General features: G+C 44.5%; 10 protein-coding genes. 9 read left to right on the forward strand and 1 reads right to left on the reverse strand.

Going from position 1 to position 13,729, the window contains the following annotated elements; translation table 11 throughout:
- The first annotated feature begins 42 nt into the window (after positions 1–42).
- On the forward strand, positions 43–2,937 hold the full coding sequence (locus JX580_RS04025; protein WP_248851516.1) for an insulinase family protein: 2,895 nt from the start codon (positions 43–45) through the stop codon (positions 2,935–2,937).
- 280 nt (positions 2,938–3,217) lie between these two features.
- Here the strand turns inward: JX580_RS04025 and JX580_RS04030 are convergent, their stop codons facing one another.
- Entirely contained in the window at positions 3,218–4,024 is an 807-nt protein-coding gene (locus tag JX580_RS04030; protein ID WP_248851517.1) for a YdcF family protein, read from the reverse strand.
- Positions 4,025–4,129: 105 nt separating this feature from the next.
- On the opposite strand from JX580_RS04030, the gene clpB reads away from it, so the two are divergent.
- From clpB to JX580_RS04070, 8 genes are all read left to right on the forward strand, one after another.
- Positions 4,130–6,697 (forward strand): ATP-dependent chaperone ClpB, encoded by a 2,568-nt coding sequence (gene clpB, locus JX580_RS04035; protein WP_248851519.1) that lies wholly within the window; start codon positions 4,130–4,132, stop codon positions 6,695–6,697.
- Positions 6,698–6,995: 298 nt separating this feature from the next.
- On the forward strand, positions 6,996–7,187 hold the full coding sequence (locus JX580_RS04040; RefSeq protein ID WP_248851520.1) for a Flp family type IVb pilin: 192 nt from the start codon (positions 6,996–6,998) through the stop codon (positions 7,185–7,187).
- Positions 7,188–7,205: 18 nt separating this feature from the next.
- Positions 7,206–7,676 (forward strand): TadE/TadG family type IV pilus assembly protein, encoded by a 471-nt coding sequence (locus JX580_RS04045; protein WP_248851521.1) that lies wholly within the window; start codon positions 7,206–7,208, stop codon positions 7,674–7,676.
- Positions 7,677–7,710: 34 nt separating this feature from the next.
- Positions 7,711–8,610: a Flp pilus assembly protein CpaB gene (gene cpaB / locus JX580_RS04050; protein WP_248851522.1), complete on the forward strand. Its 900-nt coding sequence runs from the start codon at positions 7,711–7,713 to the stop codon at positions 8,608–8,610.
- Positions 8,607–10,121: a type II and III secretion system protein family protein gene (locus JX580_RS04055; RefSeq protein WP_248851523.1), complete on the forward strand. Its 1,515-nt coding sequence runs from the start codon at positions 8,607–8,609 to the stop codon at positions 10,119–10,121. The genes cpaB and JX580_RS04055 overlap by 4 nt, the downstream gene beginning before the upstream one ends.
- Positions 10,118–11,356: an AAA family ATPase gene (locus tag JX580_RS04060; RefSeq protein WP_248851525.1), complete on the forward strand. Its 1,239-nt coding sequence runs from the start codon at positions 10,118–10,120 to the stop codon at positions 11,354–11,356. The genes JX580_RS04055 and JX580_RS04060 overlap by 4 nt, the downstream gene beginning before the upstream one ends.
- Positions 11,357–11,359: 3 nt before the next feature.
- Positions 11,360–12,775 carry a CpaF family protein gene (locus JX580_RS04065; RefSeq protein WP_248851526.1) on the forward strand — a complete coding sequence of 472 codons (1,416 nt, stop codon included), beginning with the start codon at positions 11,360–11,362 and terminating at the stop codon, positions 12,773–12,775.
- Positions 12,775–13,725, forward strand: coding sequence for a type II secretion system F family protein (locus JX580_RS04070; protein ID WP_248851529.1), 951 nt, complete (start codon positions 12,775–12,777; stop codon positions 13,723–13,725). Before JX580_RS04065 ends, JX580_RS04070 begins: the two co-directional genes overlap by 1 nt.
- Positions 13,726–13,729: the final 4 nt, after the last annotated feature.

Here is a 13,729-nt window from a genome sequence, read left to right on the forward strand (position 1 = left end):
AAAAAACCGTTGTTATAACGGTTTTTTTATTTGTGAGGTGCTATGCAAAACTGTTATCAAACATTTGAATTTTTAAGCGAAGATTTTGTTGAAAGTCTCTCGGTTAAGGTACAGACCTTTCGCCATAAAACCACCGGCGCGATGCACTATCATTTAGCCGCCGATGACGAACACAAGGTGTTTATGGTGGCGTTGCGCACCGTGCCGGAGGATTCAACCGGTGTGGCACATATCCTTGAGCACACGACCTTATGTGGCTCAGAAAAATATCCGGTGCGTGATCCGTTTTTTATGATGATTCGCCGCTCGATTAATACGTTTATGAACGCGTTTACTTCAAGCGATTGGACCGCGTATCCGTTTGCCACTGAAAACGACAAGGACTACCAAAACCTGCTGCAAGTCTATATGGATGCGGTGTTTTTCCCTAAGCTCGATCCGTTAGATTTTGCCCAAGAGGGGCATCGTTTTGAGTTTGAGAAGATGGATGATGCAAATTCGCCACTGACCTATAAAGGTGTGGTGTTTAATGAAATGAAAGGCGCGATGAGTTCGCCGGTTTCGACCCTTTGGCAAACCCTGACCACCGAGCTTTACCCGACTTCAACCTATCATTACAACAGCGGTGGTGAGCCGGAAGCGATTCCTGATTTAACCTATCAGCAGTTGGTTGCGTTTCATCAAACGCATTATCATCCATCGAATGCGGTATTTATGACCTATGGCAACCAAGACCCTGTTGTGCTTCAAGCTGACTTTGAAACCTTGGCGTTAAGCCGTTTTAACACTCAAATTGAACCGACTTTTGTCAGCACAGAACAGCGTTTTAGCCAGCCTGTGACGATTGAAACACGCTATGCGCTAGATGAAGAGGATACGCAAAACAAAACCCACATTGTAATGGGTTGGTTATTAGGGCTTAATCGTGATCCGATGGATGTGCTTAAAGGCCATTTATTGGCGTCGGTTTTATTGGATAACAGTGCCTCGCCATTGCGTTTTGTGTTGGAACAAACTGAATTAGCTACGGCGCCTTCCCCCTTGTGTGGGTTAGAAGACTCAAATAAAGAAATGGCGTTTGTGGTCGGTGTTCAGGGTTCAGAGCCGCAGCATGCGCAAGCGATTGAAGACTTAGTTATCAATGAGTTAGAGCGAATTGTTAATGAGGGGATTGATCAGTCGCATGTTGAAGCGATGTTGCATCAGTTGGAACTAAGTCAGCGAGAAGTCGGTGGCGACAGTCATCCTTACGGTTTAGAGTTAATGCTATCGGCCTTGCCGGCGGCGTTGCATCAGGGTGATCCGGTGGCGATGCTGGACGTGGACAAGGTGTTGGCTCAATTGCAACAGCAGGTTGCGCAAGCTGATTTTATTCCGAATTTAATCCAGGCCTGGTTACTCGACAATCCACATCGCGTGCGTTTAACACTTACGCCCGATACCGAATTGGCTGGGCAGCGTGAAGCGGCTGAAAAAGCCAAGTTAGCCCAAATTCAAGCTGGATTATCTGTGGAACAAAAACAGGCGATTATTGCGCAAGCAAAAGCCTTAGAACAACGTCAAGCGCAGCAGGATGATGAATCGATTCTGCCAAAGGTGACTAAAGAGGATGTGCAGCTTGAATTGCCCATTATTCATGCTAAACAACAACAGGCGGGCTTAACCGGTTATGAGCGTGGCACCAATGGTTTGGTCTATCAGCAGTTGATTATCCCAACGCCGAATTTAACGCCTGAACAACAAGCGATTATGCCGTTGTTTAATAGCTGTTTAACTGAGGTAGGCAGTGGCGGCCGTGATTATTTGCAAACCCAGTCTTTGCAAGCTGCGGTCACCGGTGGTTTGTCGGCACGGTCTGCAGTGCGTGCTGACTTGGTCGATCCAACACAGTATCAAAGCCATGTTGTGCTCAGTGGCAAAGCCCTGAATCGTCATCAAGCAGATTTAACCCGCTTAATGGACGAAACGCTCAATCAAGTTGATTTTGCTGAAACGGCGCGCTTAAAAGACCTGGTGGCGCAAATTCGTTCCTCGATGGAACATCGCATTACCGGTGCGGGGCATAGCTTAGCGATGAGTGCGGCTAGTCAGGCGTTTTCGGTCACCGCCAAATGGAACTTTGAGCGCTCGGGTTTGGCCGGTATTCAGTTTATCAAACAGCTGGATAAGGACTTAGCCGATGCGGATAAGTTGACGGCATTTGCTGAGAACTTGGCGCAAATACGCGATAAAATCGCGTCAGCACCGCGTCAAGGTTTATTGATTGCGGATGAGCATGGCTATAACCAGGCCTGGTTAGATTTCACTGGTTTAGTTCAGCATAACGCCAGCGATACAGACGGTTTAAGCTTAACGCAACCCACGCCAATTGAACACCAGGCCTGGTTGACTTCAACCCAAGTCAACTTCTGTGCGCAATCCTATCCCGCCGTGATGTGGGGGCATGACGATGCGCCCTTGTTATCGGTGCTTGGCGCGTGTTTGCGTAATGGCTTTTTGCACAGTGCGATTCGTGAAAAAGGCGGCGCTTATGGCGGTGGTGCAAGTTTTGATGCCGAGTCGGGCGCGTTTGTATTTTATTCCTATCGAGATCCACGTTTAATGGATACCTATGCTGATTTTGAGCGCGCATTGAATTGGTTAATGACCGATGCAACGCAGGTTCAGGTTGATGAGGCGATTTTGAATATTGTCAGCTCGATGGATAAACCCGGCTCACCGGCGGGCGAAGCCAAAAAGGCGTTTTATCAGGAACTCTATGGCCGAAGCCATGCAAAACGCATGGCCTATCGTCAAGCCGTTTTAGGCGCGGATTTAGCGCAATTGCAAGCGGTCGCGCAACGCTATCTAAATACCCAGCCGACCCGAGCGGTGGTAACGCAAGCCAGCCAGTCGGATGTTTTGCGTGAAAATGGCTTTAAGTTAATTAAACTTTAAGTTTGTAGATGTCAGATACCTGCTATTTGAAAGGTATCTGGCTTAACCTGATAAAAACCACGAATAATATACTCAACAAAAAATCAGTATCTGAAATTTTTTGATCCAATGGGTTTTAACCCGAATATTTCACAAATTTGCACCGACCTTGCTTGCTCCTTGATTCCACAAGAAATATTTTCTCAGTCGGCCGTAATCATGGATACGGCGCTTATTCGAAAATTTCCTTGTGAAACCAATGCACTGCGCAATCTCAGCACAAATTCATAAAACAATCGGGTTAATCCTTTTCAGCTTCAGGCCACCAGTCGCTAGTTTTTCCTGTCCAGTAGTAGACCGTTAGTCCAATCCATTCCTTCCAGCCAGGTTCTAGGGCTTTAAGGTGATCAAAAAAATCAAAGTCTATTTGTCGTAATTCCTTGCTATTGCTGCGATAATCAACCGGATAGGGGGTCACTTGAATCCCTTGTTTATGGGCGATACCCATCGAGCGCGGCATATGAAATGCGGAGGTAACTAATATATATTGGCCGTTTGCTTCGAGCAGGGGCTTTATATTTTTGAAGTTTTCGTAGGTATTTCGCGAGGCGTTTTCCAGCACAAGGCGTGATGGATTTAATCCCATATCGTTAAAAACTTGCGCAGCAACTTCGCCTTCAGAACCTTGATTTTGCAATTGAATCGAGCCACTGCCTCCGGTGAAAATAATCGGTGAATCCGGATAAAGATCAGCGAGTTTTTTCGCCGCAATAAAGCGGTCGCCGCCCAAGCCCAATTCGGCCACATTCCAACTCAACGAACGTTTTAAGTCTTCGCCACCGCCTAAAACAATAATGCCATCAATATTCTGGGGCAGTTCAGCTGGTTGTTCAAATCGGCTTTCTAAGGGTTGGATTAGCCAATCGCCGACTGGATAAGCCAGTACCAGGCCTGCTAGTAATGCATTTGGAATTAAAACCCATCTGGCCAAGCCTAGCCACTTGAAAATGACCAACAGGGTGCCCAAGATAAACAAGAAGATAATCAGATTGCCCGGGCTTAAAATAATCCAACTGAGCTTTGATAGTGTAAAAAATATATTATCCATAGTTGTTATATATCATTAAGTTATAAAAATTGTTTAAAGTAGTGCTTGAATTAAAAATAACACACCCCATAAATTAAATAACAGATAATTTAAAGGATTCAAATTATGATGGATAAGTTTACAACCCAATTTCAGGCGGTTTTAGCTCAAGCTCAGTCATTAGCGAATAGCCAAGATAATCAGTTTATTGAGCCTATGCATATTCTAGCGAGTTTATTACCTGAACAGGGGCATTTATTACGTCTGGCAGGGGTGGATGTCAATAGTCTCAACCAAACCCTGCAAACCAAGTTAAAAACCTTGCCGCAGGTTTCCGGCACCGGCGGCGATGTGCAGATTTCGCGTCAAACCGGCGCGATTTTGAATTTAATGGAAAAACAAGCGCAGAAAAATGGCGACAGCTATATTTCAAGTGAGTTGTTTTTCAAAGCGGCTTTGGAGTCGAAAGATCAAGTAACAGAGATATTAAAACAAGCTGGCGCGACCGAGAATAAACTCGCGCAGGCGATTGAACAAGTCCGAGGAGGCGAAAAAGTGCAAGATCAAAATGCAGAATCCACGCGTCAAGCGTTGGAAAAATACACCATTGACTTAACCGCGCGCGCCGAGTCGGGCAAACTCGATCCGGTGATTGGCCGTGACGACGAAATTCGCCGTGCGATTCAGGTTCTGCAACGCCGCACCAAAAACAATCCGGTGTTAATTGGTGAGCCAGGCGTGGGTAAAACCGCGATAGTCGAAGGGTTGGCGCAACGTATTATCAATGGCGAAGTGCCGGAAGGTTTGCGTAACAAACGTGTTTTGTCGCTGGATTTAGGCGCGTTATTAGCCGGTGCAAAATACCGTGGTGAGTTTGAAGAACGCCTCAAAGCGGTATTAAAAGACCTATCGAAAAACGAAGGTCAGGTGATTTTGTTTATCGATGAAATTCATACGATGGTGGGTGCGGGTAAAGCCGAAGGCGCAATGGATGCCGGCAATATGCTCAAACCGGCGTTGGCGCGTGGTGAACTGCATTGTATCGGCGCGACGACGTTAAACGAGTACCGCGACAATATTGAAAAAGATGCCGCGTTAGAGCGTCGTTTCCAAAAAGTCTTGGTGGACGAACCGACTGAAGAAGACACGATTGCGATTTTGCGTGGCTTAAAAGAACGTTACGAAGTGCATCATGGGGTGGCGATTACCGACCCAGCGATTGTGGCGGCGGCGCGCTTATCGCAACGCTATATCACCGACCGTCAATTGCCAGATAAAGCGATTGATTTGATCGACGAAGCCGCGTCGCGTATTCGGATGGAAATCGACTCCAAACCGGAAGAAATGGACAAACTTGACCGCCGTTTAATCCAGCTCAAAATGGAGCAGGTGGCGTTGAAAAAAGAGAAAGACGAGGCCTCGAAAAAACGTCTGGATATCTTAAAAGATCAAATCAAAGAGCTGGAAAAACAATATTCCGATTTTGAAGAGGTCTGGAAAAAAGACAAGGCCAAGTTGCAGGGCGCTCAGCAATACAAAGAAGCACTCGACAAGGCGCGAACTGAAATGGAAGTGGCGCGTCGTGAAGGCAACTTGGCGCGTATGTCAGAATTGCAATACGGTGTGATTCCGGATTTAGAAGCCAAAATTAAGGCGGCTGATGAGCTGGAAATGACCGACGGCAAAAGCGAAATGCACCTATTGCGCAACAAGGTGTCTGAAGAAGAAATTGCCGAAGTTGTGTCGCGTTGGACGGGGATTCCGGTTTCGCGCATGATGGAAGGCGAGCGCGAAAAACTGTTACGTATGGAAGATTCGTTGAGCGCGAGAGTTGTGGGGCAAGCTGAAGCGGTGCAAGCTGTGTCGGATGCGATTCGTCGCTCCCGCGCCGGATTATCTGACCCGAACAAACCCAATGGTTCGTTCTTATTCCTCGGCCCAACAGGGGTGGGGAAAACTGAGTTGACCAAATCCTTGGCGGATTTCCTGTTCGACAGTCAGGATGCGATTGTGCGGTTGGATATGTCAGAGTTTATGGAAAAACACTCGGTCGCGCGTTTAATTGGTGCGCCGCCTGGTTATGTTGGTTATGAACAGGGCGGTTATTTAACCGAAGCCGTGCGTCGCAAACCCTATTCGGTGATTTTGCTGGATGAAGTCGAAAAAGCGCATCCTGATGTGTTTAATATCTTGTTGCAAGTGCTGGACGACGGGCGTTTAACCGATGGCCAAGGCCGCACGGTGGATTTTCGCAATACGGTGATTGTCATGACCTCGAATCTCGGTTCGCAGATAATCCAAGAACTGTCGGGTGAAAATAATTACGATGCGATGAAGTCAGCGGTCATGGAAGTGGTCGGTGGTCATTTCCGCCCCGAATTCGTTAACCGAATTGACGACATTGTGGTATTCCATCCACTTGGTAAAGGACAGATTCGCGCGATTACCGACATTCAACTTGAGAGCTTACGCCAGCGCTTGACCGATATTGATTTGAAAATTGAGGTGTCGATTCCGGCGTTGGATGTGTTAGGTGAGGCTGGGTTTGATCCGGTGTACGGTGCGCGTCCGCTAAAACGTGTGATTCAGCAGCGTCTGGAGAATCCGCTCGCGCAACGCATTCTAAAAGGCGAGTTCCAACCCGGTTCAACTATTCATGTTGAGCTGGAAGACGGTGAGCTCAATTTTCACTAGTCATTCTTCAATTTTTAATTGAAACTTAATTTAAGCCCCGTTTATTTACGGGGTTTTTTGTTGGTTTCACTAAGTTTTTCATTACAAGGGTTGTGCGTAAGTTGTATTTTTTATTATGTAAAGGTGTATATTTTTTATAGAAAATTACTCATAAATGTTAACTTCTTTGTCATAAAAAAATTATATGGGTGTTAAAATTGAAATTATGGTTCATTAGGGTATATATTAGGTCTGTAATATTCTTTACAGTTTAAATAAAGATAAGTAATTTTATGAATTTTTAAAAGAGGTAAGTTTGATGATTAACCCAAATAAAATACGCAAACAGAAGGGCGCAAGCATGATTGAATATGCACTGATCGTAGCGGGTGTAGTGGCGGTAGCAGCCCTTTTCTTTGGCGGTACCGATACAGGTATAGTGGGTGCGATTAATGATGCACTGCAAGGTGCAGTCGACGCGATACGCGGTGTGGATGCAGGTGGCGAATAAGTCTTGGTTTTGAAAACCATGCAACGATTTAAGCAGTCCGGAGCGGTTTCAATTGAAGCCGCTCTTGTCATGCCTTTAATGGCATTGTTGCTTATCGCCTCTGTTGAGGTCGTTAGCTATTCAGCTGACCGATTGCTTGCTAACCAAATATTGCTAGATGTGGTTCAATCCGCAAGACATCAAGGTTTACAGGTCGCTCGTGATAGTGATTTGGATGATACCCAGTTTACAGTCTGTCAAAATAATCGTGTGATGCTTAAAGAGGCTGAGTTATTGGCTTATGTGCAAACCAGGCTTAGTGCGACCCCTCAATTTGTGAATGCCGACGCAGTTGTTTTTGATGTGGAGTCTTTCCAAGAGGAATCCCTAATAGGCTATGTCGTAAAGCTAAGTTTTCCAAGCAGTGCCCTAATAGTTCCAGGCTTTATTGATGATGTATTTCCGATAACAGCTAATAATATTCTAACTTTTGATTTGCCTTGCCACTAGCAGTGGTAAGTTTAACCTACTTGAAGGTCTCGTCATGATGTTTAAACCGCATACAAGACGACAAATAACCAGCACCTATATCCTTGCTACTTTGGTTGCTATTATTGTTGTTTTTTTGGTCTATTTCTATACTGAACAAAGGGTAACACAAGCACTGTCTGAGCGGCCAGTTGAGACCGTTATTGTGGTTGAGCAGCCAGAAATGGCAAAATTGGTGGTGAGCGCGCGGGACTTGTTGCGCGGGCACAAACTTCAAGCCGAGGATATTAAGACCATTGAGTTGCCTAAAATAGCAATTACACGCGCTGGAATTTTTGAGCAGCCAGATGGATTAATCGGTCTAACGCTGAATAGAGATATTTTTGCCGAAGAATGGTTGATTAATCGTCACTTGGTCGAGTTAAGTCAAGAAGACCCAAGCATTCAGTTTAAAAATTTTTCACAGACCTTAGAACCTGGAATGCGTGCAGTAAGAGTGCCTGTGACAAGTCAGACAGGCTTGCTGGGTTTGATCCGAGTAGGCGATTTTGTTGATATTGTCAGTGTTTTTGAAGACCCAAGTGAAAAGTCGCTTTATAGCAGAACGATTTTACAAAATGTTGAAGTTCTAAGAATCGGCCAAGCTAAGCCGGGTTCTTCAGATTCAGCAGAGGGTTATTCTGACACCGAAAGATCTTTGTTAACTTTAAAGTTATCACTTGATGAAGCCGAAATGGTTAACTTGGCGCTGGTGAGTGGGCGTTTAAGTATGACTTTACGTAATCCGGGCGATATCGATGAAGTAACTACATCAGGACAAAGATTAGCAGATCTGGTTGACAGCCAAGCAACTAAGCCCCCCGTAAAACAGCAGGCCGATATGGATTCAATCAACCCCGGTCGTGTGGTTCAAGTCATCACTCGCGGTAAACTTGAAGAGGTCGTTATTCAATGAAACGATTAATAAGTCTAGCTATTTTATTGTTGAGTTTTAGTGTTGTTTGGGCGCAGTCAGATATAGAAATTCATGAAACGGATACCCATGTTGTTCGAGTCTCTGCAGACTTGCATCGTGTAATGGTTGTGAACTCGGAAGTCGCCTCTGTTCAGGTTTTAAATGAGCGTGAACTGCTGATTAATGCTCTAAAACCAGGTAGAACTGAGTTATTAATCTGGTATCGTCAATCGCCAACCTTGGTCACTCGTCGAGCACTGATTGTTAATCCAGACTCGGCACAGCTTCATGAAATTCAAGCCTTAGTTGCTCAGTTGCTGTCTCAAATTGATGTTGAAGGGCGTGTTAAGTTTGAGCTTAAACCCGTATGGTTAAGCCCAGAAACCGCGATTAGACGAGAAGTTGATGCTGTTGGTAACGCACGTGATGAGGGAAGTCGGCCTACGCAACAGCAGTCGCAACGTCACGATACAAGTATACTGCAGGATATTGGCAGCACGACTGTCAGTCACGTGCGCTCCACAGCCGGTAACTACCTTTTATTGCTATCTGGTGAGGTTGCGAATGAGGCGCGTAAACGCAGAATTCAATCTGTTATGTCGGCATTGGGTTTAAGTGTTATTAATATGATTAATGTTGATGGCCCGAACCAGATTAAATTGTCGGTGCGAGTCGCTGAAGTGGTTAAGGGTAATGGACTTAACCATAATCCAACTCTGAACTATACCCGAGATGTCGGCTCCCGTGATACCAGTGTTAATTTCTTGCTTGAGGCGGCCAATATTGCATCTGGGGTGATCAGTGGTGGAACAACGAATACGCTGAATAACTTTCAGATTGGTGTCAGTGCTAATCGTGGTAATTTATTAGGCACCCTATCCATTCTTGAGTCGCATAACTTAGCGCGTGTTTTAGCGATGCCTGAACTGTTGGTGCAAGCAGGTGAAACAGCTAATTTTCTAGTGGGCGGTGAGGTGCCACTTCAAATCGTCGATGGACAGGGTAATCCATCAATTTCTTATAAAGAATTTGGGGTTAGTTTAAAGTTTAGCCCAATTATTACTGAGGATGGTCGCATTCAAATGACGGTTGAGCCGGAGGTAAGTAATCAGGTGTTGACCGAATCTAATTTACCCAGCTTTAGAACGCGCCGAGTTAAGACCACCGTTACCCTAGGTGAAGGACAAAGTTTTGTGATAGGTGGTTTGCTGCAAGACAATATTTCATCGATCGTATCACGTGTGCCGATTTTAGGTGAAATTCCGATACTGGGTGTTTTATTCCGTTCAAATAACTTTATTAAAGAGCAAACCGAGTTGGTGGTGATTGTGACCCCTGTTTTTGAAGAGCCGATTCAAGCCAATCAAGGATTGACATTACCGGGTGAAACGCTAGATGTACCCGACCGGGCTAATATGTTTTTCTTTGGACAAACACATAAATTAGTGCCTGAGGGTGTCAATTTATCTCCGTTGGCTAACTTGCGAACCGGGTTGGAGTCTCCAGAATGAGTATGTTGTCAGTAGGTTATAAAAATCTTTCTCAAGCGCTTTATATTGGTAAAGCACAGATCATCATTAATCAAATAAAGTTCGCTATAAGTTCAAAATATGAGCTTTATGTGGCCGATGCAGTGCCTGAAGAGTTGACCGAAGTGGATTTAGTGATGCTGGAGTATAACGGCGATGATGAAGCTGCATTGGCCAATATTCATCAACTTTTGACTGTCGCTAAGGGCGTTGATCTGTTTGTTGTGCTTGTTAAAAAAGACGCTGACTTTATGTTGGCTGCTAGCCATTTAGGTGTGCGAGGTTTTGTTGACGCCGAGAAGGATATCGAGCATTTATTGTCTGTGATTCATATGCAGGACCGTCGGCGTGATGGAAAAACGGGGATGATCTCTTGTTTTTTTAGTTTAAAAGGGGGCGTTGGCAGAACGGCCTTAGCAACCAATATCGCATCAAACATTGATGCAATGGCATCGAATCATGCGGTTTTATTGGACCTTAATGTTCCACTCGGTGATACCTCACTTTATTTAGATATGGATGAAAACCGTATGTATACGGTTACGGATTTTATTCATAACTTTACTCGCTTTGATGACAAGCTTATTTATAAGTCACTAAACCAACATCCATCTGGTTTATATGTCTTGCCCTTGCCGGCTGAAATAGCAGAGTTGGATTCATTAAATGGTCATATGATCAAAAATATTCTTGAAGTGTTACGCAAGTATTTTGATCATATTGTTATTGATTGTGCTGATAACTTTTCAGATGTTATTTTGTCTTGTCTCGATCAAGCCGATAATATTGTATTAGTGTCTGAAACTTCTTTGTCTTCATTAAGAGCAACCAATAAAGGCCTGCAGGTCATTCGGCGTTTAGGTTATAACGAGGCAGCGATTAAGCTGATTATGAACCGTTATCATGCCGGCTCTGATACTTACCTTAATCAGATTATTGAAGCTTTGCAGGTTCCTACTGTATTTTATGTCAATAATGACTTTATGTTGTTTAATGAATCGTTAAAAAACGCGGTTTTGATTAATGCGTTTTCTAAGGAGTCTGTAGTTAATCAACAATTGGTAAGGATTGCACAAGATTTACATCTTGATGAAGATAAGTCTTTTGTTTTTAAAACTGAAAAGCAGGTAAGGCCTGTTATCAAATCACAAAAAGAGCGTTCATTTCAAGGTTGGTGGCAAGCTTTGCGTGCCAAGCGTTTAGGCGGTAAGGATTAAGTTATGATGAATCTTAAAGATCGCTTTAATCTAAACCGCCATGCTCAAGAGGATGTGGCGGGATCTGTCAAGCCTAAAGTTCAAGCTAAGGCTGTTTCGATGCAAACTAAACCGGAACCTATTAGAGCGCCGCTGATTCAAAATAATAATTTTTTGACGATAAAGGCTCGTTGCCAAAAACAGGCTGCAGAAGATGAAGCTTTTTATCGCGCCGATAGCCAAGAAACACGTCAAGAGCTCAGGCCACGACTTGAAGAATTGATTCGAAAAGAATCACAAAGCCTAGGCTATCCTCTTTCCGACGTCGAAGTGAAGCAGTTGAGCAGCGAGTTGTTGGATGAGATTTACGGATTAGGGCCTATTGAGTCATTAATGGCAGATCCTAGTGTGTCTGATATTTTAATTAATGGGCATAATCAGGTTTATGTGGAGCGTAAGGGGCGAATTGAGTTAACGGATGTTTGCTTTATTAGCGAAGAACACCTGCGAAATAAAGTGGACAGGATGCTTTACGTAACCGGTAGACGAGTGGACGAGCGTTCGCCGCTGGTGGATGCACGTTTGTCTGATGGCTCAAGAATTAATGTGATTATTCCTCCTTTAGCGGTTGATGGCATTATGGTTTCGATTCGCCGGTTTCCAAAAGAGTCGCTACGGGCGAAGGATCTGATAAATTTTGGGGCGATGGTTGAGCCGATGTTCCAGTTTTTAGATGCAGCCGTTAAATCCGGCCTGAATATTTTGGTCTGTGGCGGCACAGGATCGGGTAAAACAACGACACTTAACATGTTGTCAGGTTTAATACCAGAAGATGAGCGCATTGTGACTATCGAGGATAGTGCAGAACTGCGTATGCAGCAAGAGCATGTTGTTCGATTAGAAACTCGCCCTCCGAATGCAGAAGGGGTCGGTGAAGTGACGCAACGTGATCTATTAAAAAATGCGTTACGTATGCGGCCGGATAGGATTATTCTCGGTGAGGTTAGGGGGGCAGAGGTCTTGGATATGTTGCAGGCGATGAATACCGGGCACGATGGTTCTTTAGCTACCCTTCATGCTAACAGTCCAAGAGATTGTATTGCGCGTTTGGAGTTAATGATTAATCTATCGGGTGTGGATATCCCGCCGGTGTCTATTCGCCGTCAAATTGACAGTGCGATTGATTTAATTATCTTTATGGCAAGGATGCGTGACGGCAAGCGTCGAGTTGTTTCGGTAACCGAGGTTGCCGGAGTTGAAGAGGATAATGTGGTGTTGCAAGATATTTTTAATTTTGAGCAGAAAATACACCCTGTGTCTAAAGAGGCGACTAATCGGTTCAAGGCAACCGGTTTAAGGCCCAGATGCCAGTATAAGATTGAGGAGCAGGGGTATCAGATGCCTGCAAGTTGGTTCAATTTTGACTTGGATGTTCATTAATGCTTGGGTTGAATTTTTGGTTGTTGTTATGCTTAACCATTCTGTCGACTTGGTTGATTGTCTTTTTACTAATACGTCAGGCAAGGACGGAAGAAGATCGCAAGATGAAGCAGGTGTTGCATCGGATTGGTATTAATAACCTAGCTGACGATGCCTCAGTCGATCGCTTTAAATTGCAAGCGCGTATTATGCAGCCTATTGGACAGGTTTTAAATGGCTGGTTGGATAGGGCGGGATTGTTGAAGTCGGGTAGTTTGCATAAACTGATGTTGCTTCAGGTCTTTGGGCTTGTTGTGGTGTTTTTAGTTTTTTTTGTGGGTCTGGGATCAGATAGCTTAGGATTGCGGTTATTGGCAATAGGGTTTTTGTTTACCCCTGTAGGGTTTGTTCTTTATAAGTACAGAGAGCGGCAAGCCCTTATGCGTAAACAGTTTCCTGATATGTTGGATAGTTTGGTCAGAAGTTTATATGCGGGACATGGCATAGATACCGCACTTGCCGTGGTTGCGAATGAGTTTTCCGATCCACTGGCCAGTGAAATTGCTGAAATTAATAATGCGATCAGCATGGGTGTTGGTTTTAGAGAAGCGCTGCAGGCTTTTAGAACTAAAGTGCCTTTAGATGAGGCTCAATATTTTGCTATTACCCTAATGATTCAGCGAGAAACGGGCGGGCGTTTAGCTGAAATATTAAATGACTTGGCTTTAGTAATGCGACGTCGTGAAAGTTTTCAAGCTAAACTAAAAACCTTAACGGCTGAATCTCGCTTTACGGCTTGGTTTATTGGCGGTGCTCCTGTTGCTTTCTTGGTCTATAAGTTTTTGTTTGATTATCCGTCGCTGCACTTTTTTATGAATGACCCAACGGGACAAAAATTATTTGTTTTTGCTGTGTTAATGATTGCAGCGGGCACATTAATTTTGCGTTGGATGCTAAGAATTAGGTTTTAAATCT

This window comes from Thiomicrospira microaerophila, from assembly GCF_023278225.1.
GTDB lineage: Bacteria > Pseudomonadota > Gammaproteobacteria > Thiomicrospirales > Thiomicrospiraceae > Thiomicrospira > Thiomicrospira microaerophila_A.

Excerpts from the sequence above, each read along its gene's own strand:
- JX580_RS04055 (WP_248851523.1), top strand. The coding sequence starts at position 8,607 with ATGAAACGATTAATAAGTCTAGCTATTTTATTGTTGAGTTTTAGTGTT.
- JX580_RS04060 (WP_248851525.1), top strand. The coding sequence starts at position 10,118 with ATGAGTATGTTGTCAGTAGGTTATAAAAATCTTTCTCAAGCGCTTTAT.
- clpB (WP_248851519.1), top strand. The coding sequence starts at position 4,130 with ATGATGGATAAGTTTACAACCCAATTTCAGGCGGTTTTAGCTCAAGCT.
- JX580_RS04030 (WP_248851517.1), bottom strand. The coding sequence starts at position 4,024 with ATGGATAATATATTTTTTACACTATCAAAGCTCAGTTGGATTATTTTA.
- JX580_RS04025 (WP_248851516.1), top strand. The coding sequence starts at position 43 with ATGCAAAACTGTTATCAAACATTTGAATTTTTAAGCGAAGATTTTGTT.
- JX580_RS04070 (WP_248851529.1), top strand. The coding sequence starts at position 12,775 with ATGCTTGGGTTGAATTTTTGGTTGTTGTTATGCTTAACCATTCTGTCG.
- JX580_RS04045 (WP_248851521.1), top strand. The coding sequence starts at position 7,206 with ATGCAACGATTTAAGCAGTCCGGAGCGGTTTCAATTGAAGCCGCTCTT.
- JX580_RS04040 (WP_248851520.1), top strand. The coding sequence starts at position 6,996 with ATGATTAACCCAAATAAAATACGCAAACAGAAGGGCGCAAGCATGATT.
- JX580_RS04065 (WP_248851526.1), top strand. The coding sequence starts at position 11,360 with ATGATGAATCTTAAAGATCGCTTTAATCTAAACCGCCATGCTCAAGAG.
- cpaB (WP_248851522.1), top strand. The coding sequence starts at position 7,711 with ATGATGTTTAAACCGCATACAAGACGACAAATAACCAGCACCTATATC.